The 15,138-nt window shown below is 40.1% G+C and carries 10 protein-coding genes and 2 pseudogenes; 5 read left to right on the forward strand and 7 right to left on the reverse strand.

All coding sequences use genetic code 11. The features are described from left to right. Positions 1–998: 998 nt before the first annotated feature. Both C3945_RS11040 and C3945_RS11045 read right to left on the reverse strand, forming a co-directional pair. Positions 999–2,465, reverse strand: coding sequence for a helix-turn-helix domain-containing protein (locus C3945_RS11040; RefSeq protein WP_161879709.1), 1,467 nt, complete (start codon positions 2,463–2,465; stop codon positions 999–1,001). Then, entirely contained in the window at positions 2,455–3,789 is a 1,335-nt protein-coding gene (locus C3945_RS11045) for an FAD-dependent oxidoreductase (RefSeq protein ID WP_161879710.1), read from the reverse strand. Before C3945_RS11045 ends, C3945_RS11040 begins: the two co-directional genes overlap by 11 nt. A gap of 223 nt (positions 3,790–4,012) precedes the next feature. Here C3945_RS11045 and aac(6') point away from each other — a divergent pair, with 223 nt between their 5' ends. The 3 genes and pseudogenes from aac(6') to C3945_RS12010 form a co-directional block, all read left to right on the forward strand. Continuing rightward, on the forward strand, positions 4,013–4,453 hold the full coding sequence (gene aac(6') / locus C3945_RS11050) for an aminoglycoside 6'-N-acetyltransferase (RefSeq protein WP_161879711.1): 441 nt from the start codon (positions 4,013–4,015) through the stop codon (positions 4,451–4,453). A 223-nt stretch (positions 4,454–4,676) separates the two neighbouring features. Beyond that, positions 4,677–4,961 (forward strand): annotated as a pseudogene (locus tag C3945_RS12005) (polysaccharide deacetylase family protein); the annotation flags it as partial. Between the two features lie 171 nt (positions 4,962–5,132). Further along, positions 5,133–5,270: pseudogene (locus C3945_RS12010) on the forward strand (LysM peptidoglycan-binding domain-containing protein); the annotation flags it as partial. Positions 5,271–5,631: 361 nt separating this feature from the next. On the opposite strand, the gene C3945_RS11060 reads toward C3945_RS12010, so the two are convergent. The 3 genes from C3945_RS11060 to C3945_RS11070 all read right to left on the reverse strand — a co-directional run bounded on the left by C3945_RS11060 (position 5,632) and on the right by C3945_RS11070 (position 10,441). Then, positions 5,632–5,979, reverse strand: coding sequence for a hypothetical protein (locus C3945_RS11060; protein ID WP_161879713.1), 348 nt, complete (start codon positions 5,977–5,979; stop codon positions 5,632–5,634). A gap of 180 nt (positions 5,980–6,159) precedes the next feature. Further along, a complete protein-coding gene (locus C3945_RS11065) occupies positions 6,160–7,335 on the reverse strand; it encodes a M20 family metallopeptidase (protein WP_161879714.1) in 1,176 nt (391 codons plus the stop codon). Between the two features lie 43 nt (positions 7,336–7,378). Then, complete coding sequence (locus C3945_RS11070; protein WP_161879715.1) at positions 7,379–10,441, reverse strand: AAA family ATPase; 3,063 nt, start codon at positions 10,439–10,441, stop codon at positions 7,379–7,381. 298 nt (positions 10,442–10,739) lie between these two features. Here C3945_RS11070 and C3945_RS11075 point away from each other — a divergent pair, with 298 nt between their 5' ends. Continuing rightward, positions 10,740–12,452, forward strand: a complete 1,713-nt coding sequence (locus C3945_RS11075) for a catalase (RefSeq protein WP_161879716.1) — start codon at positions 10,740–10,742, stop codon at positions 12,450–12,452. A gap of 258 nt (positions 12,453–12,710) precedes the next feature. On the opposite strand, the gene C3945_RS11080 is transcribed toward C3945_RS11075, so the two are convergent. Together C3945_RS11080 and C3945_RS11085 are read right to left on the reverse strand one after the other, a co-directional pair. Then, a complete protein-coding gene (locus C3945_RS11080; protein WP_161879717.1) occupies positions 12,711–13,847 on the reverse strand; it encodes an exonuclease SbcCD subunit D in 1,137 nt (378 codons plus the stop codon). Between the two features lie 177 nt (positions 13,848–14,024). Continuing rightward, the gene (locus C3945_RS11085; protein WP_272928100.1) at positions 14,025–14,612 is read right to left on the reverse strand and encodes a nucleotidyl transferase AbiEii/AbiGii toxin family protein; all 588 of its coding nucleotides are present in this window, start codon (positions 14,610–14,612) and stop codon (positions 14,025–14,027) included. 98 nt (positions 14,613–14,710) lie between these two features. Here C3945_RS11085 and C3945_RS11090 point away from each other — a divergent pair, with 98 nt between their 5' ends. Beyond that, on the forward strand, positions 14,711–14,983 hold the full coding sequence (locus C3945_RS11090; protein WP_161879719.1) for a hypothetical protein: 273 nt from the start codon (positions 14,711–14,713) through the stop codon (positions 14,981–14,983). Positions 14,984–15,138: the final 155 nt, after the last annotated feature.

The following is a 15,138-nucleotide window of genomic DNA, read 5'->3' on the forward strand; positions in this document are numbered from 1 at the left end:
TGTTAGGACAACGTTAGTTACCATTAGTAGAAAAAGTGTGAATTATTCAGGCTGAAGATTATTTAATAATTTATCTTAAGCCTCTAGAATTTGAAACTTTATCTACTACTCATAATTTTTCAAATAGAATAACTGGAAAATCAGGCAAATATATCATTTTGGTTATCCAGATGGTAAAGTATAGTTCAAAACCACACTTACTTAAAGTAAGTGCAGGATCCATATTGCCGGTACGGACCATTCTAAAACAAGTACTATATTTCCCAGCACGGTTGTTAGTAATACAAAAATTTAAACCGCAATAGCACGCTCTAAGTGAAACGTTGTTCGGTCAATTGGACAATACTCGTATAAAATCATCTGGTACAAAGGATTTGGATTGGCAACAATAAATTTCCCAATTAGAACAACATACAATTTAAGAAACATTGTTAGTAGTTCAGTGACCTACGACATCACTCACACATTTGTTAAAAGAAAGTAAAGTATTTATCACACTATAATGATCATTCATACGGCAGGTTTTATATATGTCAAAATAGTTGAGAGTCCCTTTATTATTTGCTATAATGTCTATTCTAGTAGCCATTTATAATTCCCCCCTTTTTTGATAATAAAATTAGAAAACCATTATCTTCACAGTATTGAATATATGGGAACAATGGCTTGATGAATTTGTATTTTTTAAAAACAAACTTCAGTAGCAAAGAAATTGATGTAGTCGAGGGAATAAATAGGCACAATTAAATCTATTAAATTGATCGACTTCCATATATTTAGAGTAAAAGAGTAGAATTCTGACCGCTATTAAATGAGAGTTTTCCACATTAGAAAAATACATTTGCCTTATATTTCCTTATTGTAAGGATAAAATCAGGAAATGTATTTTTCTTTTTACAACGTATTTTGGTACTTCATTATCAAGAATGAATATTATCTGAGTTTGTTTACAGTTACTCTTTCTAAAAAAGTGTCAGCATAACGCTATGCTTACTCTATTAATTCAGCTCCTGAATGATTCTTTGTATATTCACCATGTCAAATGAAGAAAGAATTTCTGAAAGTATATATATCCTGGCATCATCATAATTCGCCTGGTCTTTCGGTTCTTCATTGGTCAGTACGAGATCATAGATTTTTGTAGGGTCATAGTGCTCTACCCGGACCCCTTTGATCGGCTTTAATTTCAGTATGAGCAGCTCTCCAAGAGTCTCTTTATACAAGCCGTCCATTTTCAGATCAATTCCCACCTGTATGACACTGGCCATTTTAAAGGTGATGAGAACGAGAAGACTAATGTATTTCAGCAGCTCCATCTTCAAAAGACTGTTACTCTCGCCCGTCTTATCTGCGAGGGTTTTGGTACTGGTTTTCAAAAGTGTGCGTGCGAACGATACAACATTCGTTCCAACGATCTGCTTTTCCTTCGCTATAATTCCTTCATATTCGTAGATTTCAATATCACCTTGAAAAAAGTATAGCCGGGTATGGATATGAGTGAGATGGTAGGACATGTCCCGTTCAAGCATATAAGGTAATCTGCGGTACTTAAAATGATTGATGATCGTCTCCGCTATCAGTGTGTCCATTGAAGCGATAGGTGCATGGCGGTCCCGAAGCAATCTGTATTCGTGGAAATCCGGTTCTGTGAGAACAGGAAATGCCAGTAGAAAAGCAAAATGAATCATGGACTCAACTTCATCTACTTCAATAGAATACCGACTGAAATAACGCAGCACAAAGACTTGAATTTTATGAAAAAAGGGGTCTTTTCTGTACGCCTTCATCTGGGTTCTCAGACGTTTGGCCTGCTTGTCTATGATTGATACACGTGCATTGCTGATGATCAGCCAGATTTTCAGACGCTCTCTATTCTCAGGAGTAATCGTTACATCCAGGAACTTTTCCATTGCATCGATCATCTGAGTCAGCCGGTCGTCAGGATGTTCAGCAAGAAAAGTTGCTTTGTCTTCTATATAGCAATTGAACTGAAAATAGAAATACCGGATCTGAAGCTCTTCACCCTGCATCTGTCCGTTACGTATTTTAATGCCGAACTCTTTAAGATGGCTGTTCAGTTCTTTAATTTTTCGGAACAGAGAACTCTCGCTGATTGCCAGTTTCTGGGTCAACTGTGTAATCGAGAACTCCTGATGCTTGAAAAGAAATGTGATGATTTGTAGTTTGATAGACTGATCCAGATAGAGTCGGTAAATCTGCTGGAGCGACAGATCATCACTCATGCTGAGTCCAATCGTCTGTCCGTCATACTGAAGCTGGACCTTCTGATCAAAACCTTCAATTCTAACAGCAATGGATGACAAGTCGTTTTCAAGAGACGCTTTCGATACCCCCAAATGATTCAGCATCTTTCCATAAGACAACGTACCCCCGTTCAGCACGAGCTGATTGAAGATGGTGATTTCTCTTACTTCGTTTTTCTCAAGAAAGTGTTCAATTTTCATCTTCGTCCGCCCTCTCATCCATCCAGGCTATCAGATTTGTGGTGGCAGTCATTTGAGAATAAGCTGGATTAAAGAAGTAATCGGTCTGCTGCAGATCTTCTAAGGTCTGCTTCGACTGAATAGCCAGCGCCAGCACATTTATTTTTTCAAGTATATTGGCATCTGATATCATTTGAGCGCCTAGCAGCTCATGTGTTTTGGCATCATATACATATTTTAGAGTCACGGTATCAGAATCAGCCAGACTGGTCAGACGCACCTCCTGCCTGTGAGACTCAACAGTCCGGTCAGTAAACAGACTCTCGGCTTCGGTCATACCTGTGCTGGCTATATACTTGCCGAAGACACGGGTACCAATTGTACGCAGCGAACCTTTAAAAGTTCGGGATGGCTCAATCAGATTGGCTGCTGCCACAATACCTGTCCGAACAGCATTATTGATCAATGGAACATAGACTCTGTCTTCTCCCGGTCCTGACAATTGAATGCAGTCACCCACGGCAAAGACATCTTCGACTGATGTTCTTAAATAGCGGTCGACAGCAATTGTCTGATCGGTATGCTGCTTGATGGTTTTATCCAAAAAAGGCAGATGCGGTCTGACATTCACTCCCATGATAACAGCATCACTGGTGACAGATCCTTCACCAAGGCAGACAGTCACCTTCTGGTCTGATTCCATCTCTACGGAAGAGACCGTCTGTCTCATTCTCAGATCAACGCCCTTTTCAGTCATATTCTTCTCGATCGGCTTGATCATATCCTCGTCCAGATACTTGAATAGAACATAATCCATACTTTCTACCAGAGTCACTTGTTTCTCCATTGTGGTCAGTAGATCTGCAGCCTCCACCCCAACTTGCCCTCCACCGATAATCGTAATATGCTCACTTTCCTCAACTTTAATCAAAACCGCCTGAGCCTCATCGTAACGCTTGTATTTTAGTACACTCTCCTGGGCACTGCCGGTAATTTTCTCAGATAACTGTCTCGATCCCGCCGCTATGATCAGTTTGTCATAAGATAGCTGGTCTGATAAATCGTGCTGGTCATAAGTGATTATTTTTTGAGTCGTGTTGACCTTCTGTACAGTAGCATTTAGATGATACACGATTCCATGCTTATCCAGCTGACCTTCTGTAACGAAACGGGCCTCATCCAAGTCACTAATTTTCTTATCCCAATATAAATGAAGGCCGCTTGGTATGTATCCCAGGGTATCCTGCTTTTCAAGCAACATAATTTCTGCATCCGGATGAATGTGCCGTACTTCAAAAGCAGCAGCTACCCCTGCAAAAGATGCTCCTATAATGACTACTCTCATTTTTGTCCTCCTCATCAGTCATTTTTCAATCAGTATAACATAAAGAAATGAATTTAAGATGCGCCTCCTGGCTTTAAGCTTTATGCTTTCATAAGTATTTTTGAGACCTTCTGTAATTCTTACTGGATTAAGGCTTTATTTGAAAGCGTTTGACCATAAATTGTGGTACACTATTTTTACAATCATTCATTTCTTTCATTACAGTTGAGCTGGAGGAATACTTATGCACAAAATCGTCAAGGCCAGAGACATACATATTGAAAACATTACTCAACTCGCTTTGCTGCTGTGGCCCAGCGAAAATTACGACGAACTTCAGCGGGAAATAACGAGGTATCAGGAGGATAGTACGGCTGAGCTGTTTGTCTGTGAAACTGATGACCAGGTCGTGGGCTTTGCACATGTCCAGCTGAGATTCGATTACGTAGAAGGGACGAGAACCACTCCAGCAGGTTACCTTGAAGGCATATACGTCAAGGAAGCATATAGAAAAAGAGGTATTGCCAGAAAGCTGGTTGAGGTCTACGAAGACTGGTCCCGTTTTATGAACGCAACCGAATTTGCCAGTGACGTGGCGCTCCACAACACTACCAGTGCAGCCTTCCATGAGAAAATCGGCTTCAAGGAAGCCAACCGGATCATCTGCTACACTAAGACTATTTAAAGTGAATATGCATATGAAAATGGCGGAATATCCGTCATTTTTTTCGTTTAAATCCCCTAATTTTTAACTGTTTTTTGAGTGCTGACTGGTACTTTTTCTATGGTTTAGATTTATAATAAAGGTGCAAAATAAGGTCCTGCTATCATGTGCCTGCTGTTCGCTTCTAACACTTAAACGTCTTTTGTGCATGAGGAAAGACGTGAGTGAAATGAGCACAAAAAGCATGCAATCACTAATCGCAAAAGTCGTTTGTCTGTTTTTAGGGGTAATCATCAGTTTGACCTTTGCTGTTCCAGTATCAGCCGCTCCAGCTCAGACAGTGACCAGAGGATCCACCACAGAGAAAGTCGTTGCGCTGACTTTTGATGACGGATCTGATGGGACAAATATCAATCGGATTTTACAGACTCTATCCAACCACAATGTCAAAGCTACCTTCTTCCTGACAGGAACCGGTATGAATAATCATCCTCAATCCATCCGCAACATCGTCAATCAATGCCATGATATCGGAAACCGCGTCATATCAAGTATTACACAAGGCGCTATTATCCTGATGCATACAGGCGCCGGCGATTCCGGTACTCCAGCTGCACTGCCAACGATCATTACCCGTCTGAAATCTCAAGGATACCGTTTTGTGACCCGCTCTCAACTGATGAATCTTCCAGCATTCGGTAGCCAGACCTATACTGTCAGATCCGGCGATACCCTCTATTCCATCGCTCGCAGATACAATACCACTGTCGCTCGTCTGGCATCAGTTAATAATCTGTCCAATCCTAACCTCATTCGTGTTGGTCAAGTCCTGACAGTTAGATAACTTCAGTATCTTTTTCCAGAAACAGACTAGTTGCACGCATTTTATCAATAAAAAGGAAACGACCTTCTACAAGACAATGTCACAGAAGGTTCGTTTCCTTTTTTATCTTTTTATCCCTTGCAGGAACGTTCAGTTTTATCGTTCCTCAATTATTATGTGTTCCAAATGCCATAACTGTTTCAATATGATCCAGAAGGTTAGTATTTACTCGTTTATCCGCATATGTAGGCAGTTTGTCCAGATGTTCCCTTGCCAGATCATACCACCGCTTTGCTTTAGTCCGGTCATTGTCTATAAAAAAAGAACGCCAAACATTAATTTGGCGTTCTTTCTTATTTAGTTAACTCATTAGACCTTATTTTACAGCAAATTGATACGGCATACTCACATCGTCAAAGCCATTCGATCCTTCTAATAAAAAGGTATGAACATAAGGTTGCCTTGTACCCATGCTTTCTCTCACTCTGTATTCATACGTGTAGTCTTCGTATTCCTCGTAAATAACTAATTTGTAAAACTCTCCGATTTTAGAGTCATATCGTGTTTTTTCATAAACAGCATGGGTATCCCACCCATTTCCCGCTAATTGATTGTTGATATAAGTGATATCTCTGTATTCATAAAGAAAAAATATGCCAACCATTAAAAAAGTGAACGCAAACAACATTAGTACTACTTTTGTCCCTTTATACTTGTTTTCCACGTATCAAACCTCTTTCCTTTAACCATTTAGCAAGGTTATGTTAGGGATACTATACCATTCTATCCTATCATTATATATACCTAATTTAGTATCACATGCTAATCATTGTTAAGGAAATGACTCTGTTAAAAAAAGACTGACTCCTCGTCCCGACTATCATTAATAGTGATCATCGTATTGTCAGTTAATCGCCTGTTCAAACTCGTCTTTTACGGCTTTTAAAAGGTCTGTATCTTGAATGAGATCCAAAGCTGTTAGAGTTAGTCCGGCGATGGTGTCTTCCATTGCTCGGTAAGCTTCTTCTGTTTTAGTGCACTCTCTAAATTCAACCGTGTGAGCGGAGATCGCTTTTCCGTTCGTGATTTCAAAGTAGGGGTTAATCGCCGGAACAACTTGGCTGACATTCCCCATATCCATCGATCCCATAGAATCACGTGCATCCACTAACATCTGAATGCCTTGCTCTTTCATGTTGTCGTTATAGCGCTTGGATAATGTCTCGTTAGTTATCATATTTTTATAGCCTGTCTCATAATACTCCCAAGTCATGGTACAACCGGCTGCCATTGCGCCTGCTTCAGCACAGCGGATGACTTTTTCCTTGAGTTCATTCAAATACGGCATATCCATTGCTCGAACATAGAACTCAGCTCGTGTAAAGTCAGGAATGATATTCGCCGCTTCTCCCCCATTTGAAATCACGCCGTGTACTCGAGCGGTTGGGTGAATTTGTTGGCGAAGGGAGTTGATGTTGTTGAAGGTGTTCAAAACAGCATCCAATGCATTAATGCCCTCAAAAGGTGCAGCTGCTGCATGAGCCGTTTTGCCATAAAAGTTAAAGGCGATGGCTTCCATTGCCATAGACGTGCCACTTGCGAAATAACCATCTGATGGGTGCGTGCAAAAAGCCACATCAATGTCATCAAAGGTTCCCGCATCTGCCATCGTGACTTTGTCGCCATTCGTTTCTTCAGCCGGCGTGCCTAAAACGACGACTTTTCCCCCGATATCATCGACCAGCTTAGACAAAACAATGCCTGCACCCGTATCAGTAGACCCTAGTAAATTATGCCCACAACCGTGACCAATTCCAGGTAAGGCATCGTATTCGGACAAATAAGCGATACTTGGGCCTTCTTTTTCACCTTGATAGACTGCTTTAAACGCGGTGTCGATGCCAAGATAAGGGTATTCTACTTCAAAACCGTGTTGTTTCAATAAATCGACATGGGCTTTTGATGACTTGAACTCTTCATGCCCTAATTCTGGATTATCATAAATATACTCGCTTAATGCTTGTAGTTCTGGACGTAGAGCGTTAATGATTTCCTCAATTTTAATTTTCCAATTCGTCATATGGTTGTGATTCCCTTCTTCTTTAAGTGTGACTAATCTGTCTTTAGCTTTGTACCCTTACCTTACTGCCGGCACTTGTTTTGTCTACAATGATATGTGACGGTATACGGGTTTTCAACTCATCCACGTGTGAAATAATGCCCACCATCCGTCCATTTTTGTGTAAATCAAGTAAGGTTTGAATCGCGTTATCGAGTGAGTCTGAGTCAAGCGTACCAAAACCTTCATCGATAAAGAGCGTGTCGACACTGACGCCACCACTTTTACTTTGAATCACATCGCTCAGTCCTAGAGCTAAGGCTAAAGATGCTTTGAAACTTTCCCCACCGGACAAGGTGTTGACTCCGCGAATCTTTCCAGTGAAATGGTCAAAGACGTTTACGTCCAACCCTTGGGCCCCGCCACCTTTTCCTTTATCTACTTTTCGGTGAAGCTCGTAACGGTTAGTTGTCATATGAGTGAAGCGTGCGTTGGCTGCCTGTAAAATTTCATCGAAATAAATGCCAAGAACGTATCGTTCAAAGGAGACGTACTCCGTTTCGTTAGACGTTCCGTTCGCCATGCGAGACAGCTCCCCGTACATTTGATAATCCGCTTCAATCTTTTCACTTTGCTTTTTAAAGGATTGAATTGTTTGGTATGCCTGTTCATTTTGGCTTGTGATCTGGAGTAAGGTATCCCGCTTCTCCTCCATACCTGGTATGGCTTCTTTTATATTGGTTAACTGGGCTTCATGATTTTCCCTTGAGTCTACTTTTTCAACCTTCCCTAAGAAGGCTTCGACTTCTTTCGCATGAGACGCATGAACCGCACAGCGTTTATGGTAATCTTCAATCGTTTTTTGCATGTGGTGTTCTTGCTTACCTTCCAGAACCGCTCTTTCAAAGTGTTCATCCAGTCTACTTGCACCCATTTTTTCATTAAAGGTTACTTCTAATGCCTTCTGTTTTTCTTTAAGGCTTTGAATGTGTTCCTTAGTCAATTCGATTCCTTTAGAAATAGCTGCTTTATCAGCTGTCAACTGGTTGGTTTGCGCTTGATGATCGGTTACTTTCTTCTCCATTTCATTTATAAACTGTTGATTTTGATTAATCTCTTGTTCAATGTCTTTTTTAGAGTCGTAAGCAAGGGTCTCTTTTAACTTCTTGCACTCACTTTCCACTTCTGTCATCCGCTCAACCGTCTGCTTTATGCCGAGCCTCATACTATTTAATAAGTCTGAACAGTCTCGCTCCTGTTTTTGATGCTCTTCCAACTGTTTTTTCAGTTTTGCTTCATTTAATACGCGTTTCTCTTTCTCTTGTCGTTCCTTTTCCAAAAGAGACCAGTCGTTTCTTTCCTTTGCCAGAGTTTTTTTAGCCTCTTCAAACGCGTCATCAGCTTCTGTATGGTCCAACTCTAGTTTCTTGCATCGTTTGCCTACTTCTTGTGATAAGTACTCCAGTTTCGCCCCTAATTGATTGTACTCATTTTGGCAATCATTTTTTTCCTTTTCAAGCTCTTCTACTCTTTCTTTAGTGATGTCCCCTTGTTTGGAATGGGCCACGTTAGGGTGATCCGTTGATCCACATACTGGACAGGCTTCATTTTCTTTCAAGTCTCCAGCCAAAACAACGGCTAAGTTCGTGTAGTATAGCGATTGAGCCTCTTCATAGGTGGTTTTTAGTTTAATTAATTGACGGTTAACAGTTGAGAATTGGCCTTTGATTTTGGCGCCTTCTTTTCTCAAGGCACATAATTCTTCGATGTCTTCTAACCGCTTAGTCAACTGATTAATCGTCTCTTTTTTATCCGCACTTTTTTTATAAAGGTCAGGCAGGCTGTCTTTTACCTTGGAGAGGTCTTCGAGTTGTTTCTGACATGTCGCCACTTCTTTAGCTAATTTCTCTTGTGACACGTTTAGGTCGTTCACTTTGTGTTCAGCTTCTGTTTTTTGCTTGGTTAATGTTTTGTATAAGGTCTCTCTGTTAGCCAATTCTTCTATCTTTTTCATTTCGTCAGTTAACTGTTGTATGGCTTGACGTTTGCTTTCAATTTGCTTCACGTCTTTGTCGATGGCCTCTTTTTGCGTGTCTAATTCCTTGAGTTTAGTCATACACTCTGTTTCTGAAGCAACGAGCTTCTCTAATTCGGATTCTTTTGTCTGTTTGTCTTTGAGTGTATCCTCTATTCGCTTTTTGGCTTCTACTAATGTAACGGCTTCTTTATGCTTCTTTAATTGCTGAGTGTAGTCATCTATTTGACTTTCTTGCTTGGCTAACTCGACTTCTTCTTCCTTTAATCGCTCCTGTTTTAACAAGGTATCAACCAGTCGTTCTTGTCGGTGCTTGTTGTCTTGCAGCTCATTGAGCTCTTTTCTCACCATTTCCAGCTTTGTTTTCTCTTTAGTTATAAGTTCGTCAAGTTCAGTTAAAGTCGCTTGTACGTCAAATCGGTCGATTGCCTGCTTAAGTTGATCGTTATCTTCTGTTTTCACTTGCTGAAAGGCTTGGGCTAACCCTTGTTCGTAAGAGGCCCTCTCTTTTTTTATAGCACTAAAGGTTTCTTTCAATCTATCTTGAAACTGTTCAATCGGATCGGTTTGGAATATATTTCTAAAGATGTCCTGCTTCTCATTGCTCTTTGATTCGAGCATTTTTTTAAAGGCACCTTGCGGCAGCATAACGATTTGCTTGAATTGGTCAAAAGATAAGCCAAGTAAGGCTTCAATTTCAGCGTTCGCTTCTTTTACTTTAGTCGTCGTACCATTTGGGTGAGTGAAGGTCACGTTTGCTTGAATTTGTTTCGTCTTTGATCGGCTACCCGGTCCAATTTGTGTAGGTTCTCTATGTATACTGTAGCGCTTTTTGCCTAATTCAAATTCAAAATCCACATAACACAAGTCCGTGTCAGTCGAAAAGTCTGATTTAAAGGTGTCTTTTTCACGCGTGTCTCCACTTGCTCCATCAAAAAGCGCATAGGCGATCGCATCAAAAAGTGTTGTTTTTCCAGCTCCGGTTGGGCCGCTGACTAAAAACAGAGACGATTGGGCAAATTGAGTAAAATCAATGTGTACTTTTTCTTTATATGGGCCAAAGGCGTTCATTGTTAATGTTAAAGGGCGCATAATCTTCCTCCTTGTAACGTGATGAGTGTTTTCAATAATAATTATAATCTGATAATTGTTGTTCTTTAGCGCTTTACTGACAATATAACCATTCTTTTAAATTTTAGCCTTTATTTTAACATAAAACTATGATAATCTGGTCTATGGAAGAGTAAATCTTAATTCTTCTATTCATCCTTAATGATAACAGATTGTTTTAATTGAGAATGAACAGAGCTAAAAGATACTCCAGACAGGTTTTATTTGAGCTTATTAAATGAAACCGAGGTCTGCTCTTATTTTAAAGGAGGATTTACATATGAACAACCCTATGGATAAAAATGGTTTAGGACCCCTTGAAGAAAGTCGTAACCAACGTGTGAATGAACACACGCGAGAAATGCACACCGCTTCAGGTGCACCTGTTGTTGATAATGAAGCAAACCTAATGGCCGGAAAACGCGGTCCTACTTTGCTGCAAGATACATGGTTATTAGAAAAACACGCTCACTTTAACCGTGAAGTCACACCTGAGCGTCGTATGCACGCAAAAGGTTCAGGCGCATTTGGTACATTTACTGTAACGAATGACATCACTAAATACACAAAAGCTAAAATCTTTTCTGAAGTTGGAAAACAAACAGAGATGTTTGCCCGCTTCTCAACTGTTGCAGGCGAACGTGGTGGCGCAGATGCTGAACGTGATATTCGTGGCTTTGCATTGAAATTTTATACTGAAGAAGGAAATTGGGACCTTGTTGGAAACAATACACCTGTCTTTTTCATTAGAGATCCAAAGCACTTTATCGATTTAAACCGTGCCGTTAAACGTGACCCACGCACAAACATGCGCAGCCCGAACACAAACTGGGATTTCTGGACATCTTTACCAGAAGCATTGCACCAAGTCACGATTGTTATGAGTGACCGTGGTATTCCATCTTCTTACCGTTACATGCACGGATCAAGTTCACATGCTTACAGCTTTATTAATGCTGATAATGAGCGTGTTTGGGTGAAATTCCACCACCGTTCCATGCAAGGGATTCAAAACTTAACTGACCAAGAATCTGCACAAGTGATTGCAAACGACCGTGAATCTCACCAAAGAGATTTATATAATGCGATTGAACAAAAACAGTATCCAAAATGGAAAATGTATGTTCAAATCATGACGGAACAAGAAGCAGCTAACTTAGATTATAACCCGTTTGACTTAACTAAAGTATGGTATAAAAAAGATTTCCCATTGATTGAAGTGGGTGAGTTTGAATTAAACCGCAACGCAGATAACTACCACGCTGACGTTGAACAAGCGGCTTTCACACCATCTAACTTAGTACCAGGTATTGGGGTGTCACCAGACCGTATGCTACAAGCTCGTTTATTTGGTTATGGCGACGCTGCACGTTACCGTATCGGCGTTAACCACCACCAAATTCCAGTTAACTACCCTCGTGGGGTACAGCATTTCCACACACCACACCGTGATGGACACATGCGCGTTGACGGAAATGGCGGAAGCGAGATTAACGTTGCAAACAACTCTTACGGTAACTGGACTGACCGTCGCGATTTGAAAGAGCCTGCGCTACAAGGTGGACAAGTGGATTATTACGATTTCCGTGAAGACGATCATGACTACTTCACACAACCTGGAATCCTATTCCGTTCTATGACAAATGAGCAGCAATTGGTTTTATTTGAAAACACAGCTCGTAACATGGGTGACAGCACGCTTCAAATCAAACACCGCCATATCAACAACTGTTACCAGGCAGACCCTGAATACGGAAAAGGTGTTGCAAAAGCTTTAGGTATCGACTTGGCTGATGTTGATTTAACACCAACTCCACGCGATTCTCGTACAGCAAACGAAGAAGCTAACGCACGTGGATACGACAGCTTGAACGTTGTTTCTGAGCCTGCTAACCCTGGTTCAGCAGCTGAACTTGGGCCAAACGGACGAGACACAAGCTACGACAATCCAAAAGCAGTCATCGATCCAATGGATGACCCTTACTTCTTATAATACAATCGATTCATTTAGAAAAGACTTGTCAGCCGACAAGTCTTTTTCTCTTATTATGACAGTTAGCTAGCTTTTCTCACTTAGAATTGGAGGAATACCGTGCTATTATTCTAATTAATCTTAAATATTTGGTGGCAATTGGAATAATAACGGCTTATTACTCCAGTTGCTCGAAAAAATCTTTTTGAATTTGGAAGAATAAGGTCGTATTGTTCTAATTGACCTCTTCTTTCCTGAAGCAATTGGAAGAATACCGTTCTACTTATTCTCAGCTCGTTGAACATCTTCCCATATACCGTGTAAAGCGGCTTTTCTTATGTCATCCAATTCCATATCCTTATACTCATTATAAAAGTCTTCGAATAATTCAATCATGCTTTTCTTTTCAATTGTTCGCTTTATCTCAGTTTGGTCTGTAGAGCGCTCATTTTTTTGATAGACATATTCCAGCCCCATGGCATAAGGGTAGCGTCTACGTAACTGATTCATGGCATCCATCACATAATGGTCGTCTTCCAATTCAAAGAAGATAAAGTCATCCGATTCGCCAGTCACCAAGTCACTGAACGTCCCTCTTAATGTCTTCATATCCCGCAAAGCTCTTATCTCAACCGGCTCAACTTTGGTAGACTCTTTGCTAATGTCGACAATTAAGTACTGCTTTTTGTGATTCACTTCTGATTTGGAATATTTTAAAGGAGAACCACTATACCGAACGGTTTCGTGTTTTACTTTTTGCGCTTTGTGTAAATGCCCCAGTGCGACATAGTCAAAGGCTTCAAATACATCGACATCCACATATTCGGCTGTCCCAATACTTAATGGGCGTTCAGAATCCGAGTCTTCAACCGATTCTTTCCCACCATTAACAACATAACCGTGGGCGATTAAGACATTGACTTCGTCCGGATTCATCTCTTGTCTAATGGTTTCAATTTGTTTGATCGTGGCATCTTGGATATCTTTTATCTCGTCATCCTCTAGCAACTGCCTTATGGTCACATGGTCTGCAAAAGGTAATAAATAGAAGTTTGTATCTTTAATGGTTACTTTTCGAACGGTCTCTTTTACCGTCCCTTCTATGTGCAAGTCACTTGACGATAATAATTCAGCTCCGTATTCAAGTCTTTCGTTGCTGTCATGGTTGCCAGCAATAACTAAAACAGGAATGCCCGCTTCCTTAACCAGTCGGTTGAAAATAGTCGTTGCCAGCACAACTGCTTCTTTTGGCGGAATCGCTCGGTCATATAAATCCCCTGCCATAATCACCGCATCGATATCCATTTGTTTAATATCTTCCACTAGTTGATTCAAAACGAAGGCTTGATCTTCTAGCATTGAAAACTCATTGACTATTTTTCCAATATGCCAATCTGCCGTATGTAAAAACTTCATCATTGACCTCCTCTTTCTTTATCTGTTGGCTTTAGTTTAACAGAAACGCTTGGTGTTCTAAATAATATAACAAAAGATTGGCTGATGTGATTACTAATCATCCTTTCTTTGTATTTGCTATTTTAAATACATAGTAGTTTCATGCTACCAAGTTAACGCCCTAGGCTCTATTAACCTTTACGGAACTAGCATTTTCTCCAATCCAGTTAAAGCATTTACAATTGATTTCCAACTAACGGATTCGGCATACTCATATTTCCTTTGATATTGAGCCCATGATTGTTTCATATCTTCACTTATTAATATAGTATTCAAGATTATTTTACGATTATAGTCTTCTTTTTTAGTCTCTCTTTTGATAGTTGTTTCTTCGAAGGCTTTTTTGAAATGGTCAACATTTATCTCCATCATCTTTTGAAGGATATGAATATCGTAAAAGTCTCTCATCCGTGTATTAAGTACTGACCGTGATATGACTGTTTCATACTTCTCGGCCAGTACGGTTTCCAAGTTATATGCCATAATAGGAATACTTCTCTTTTCAAACATCATCGGGTAGTCATACTTAATTTCTTTGGGAGTAATGGTGTCACCAGTAGCAATATCTATCTTGAGTCGCTGTCTAGTTCTCTCTAAACTTGCCGTCAAGTTTACCCGAAATCCTGGATAGTCCCCTGATTCTTTTATAGTTTGAATACCTTCATAACTGAAAACAACATTGTCTTTAAGAGGTATAATTATAATATCTTTTATAATCGGAATCACTAGTGTTGCATTAAAATTTTAACTGTTTCATGATATAAAAAAGTCCTTTATAATGGGGTTGGATGACTTATCCAAGACCAAAACAAAGGACTTACAACATGGATAAGTATAAAACAAAAATGACCATAAATAAATGGTTTTCGTACATTTCTTTAGAAACATTAAGTGAATCGTCTCGACAGGCTATCGGTCAGTTTGATCGCTATTCAAAAAAATTAACGTTTAAGAAAGTACTGAAACTCTTTCTCTATGCGATTAATGATGAAACCGATAGCCTACGGCATTTGGATCAACAGTTGGTCAACCCTGAGTATTGCGGACAAAATGAGCCATCTGTGCGGAATTTAGAGCCAGGAAGTGCGGGAATTTGAGCCATTAAATGTGGATAAAAAGCCACTGACACTTCAATGAGCAGTGGCTTTTTATTTAGAAGGATTTAAATAGTATCTAGTAGTAATTTCTACTTCCTATAGTCTGAACTTTAAGCCGTGTCTTTCTCGCATAGAAACTTCACCATCAATTAAAA

Source organism: Alkalibacterium sp. MB6 (assembly GCF_009935905.1).
Taxonomy (GTDB): Bacteria; Bacillota; Bacilli; order Lactobacillales; family Carnobacteriaceae_A; genus Alkalibacterium.

What these genes read in the sequence shown, in the direction of transcription:
- C3945_RS11045 (WP_161879710.1), bottom strand. Translation starts at nt 3,789, where the DNA reads ATGAGAGTAGTCATTATAGGAGCATCTTTTGCAGGGGTAGCTGCTGCT.
- C3945_RS11065 (WP_161879714.1), bottom strand. Translation starts at nt 7,335, where the DNA reads ATGACGAATTGGAAAATTAAAATTGAGGAAATCATTAACGCTCTACGT.
- C3945_RS11070 (WP_161879715.1), bottom strand. Translation starts at nt 10,441, where the DNA reads ATGCGCCCTTTAACATTAACAATGAACGCCTTTGGCCCATATAAAGAA.
- C3945_RS11075 (WP_161879716.1), top strand. Translation starts at nt 10,740, where the DNA reads ATGAACAACCCTATGGATAAAAATGGTTTAGGACCCCTTGAAGAAAGT.
- C3945_RS11080 (WP_161879717.1), bottom strand. Translation starts at nt 13,847, where the DNA reads ATGAAGTTTTTACATACGGCAGATTGGCATATTGGAAAAATAGTCAAT.
- C3945_RS11090 (WP_161879719.1), top strand. Translation starts at nt 14,711, where the DNA reads ATGGATAAGTATAAAACAAAAATGACCATAAATAAATGGTTTTCGTAC.
- C3945_RS11040 (WP_161879709.1), bottom strand. Translation starts at nt 2,465, where the DNA reads ATGAAAATTGAACACTTTCTTGAGAAAAACGAAGTAAGAGAAATCACC.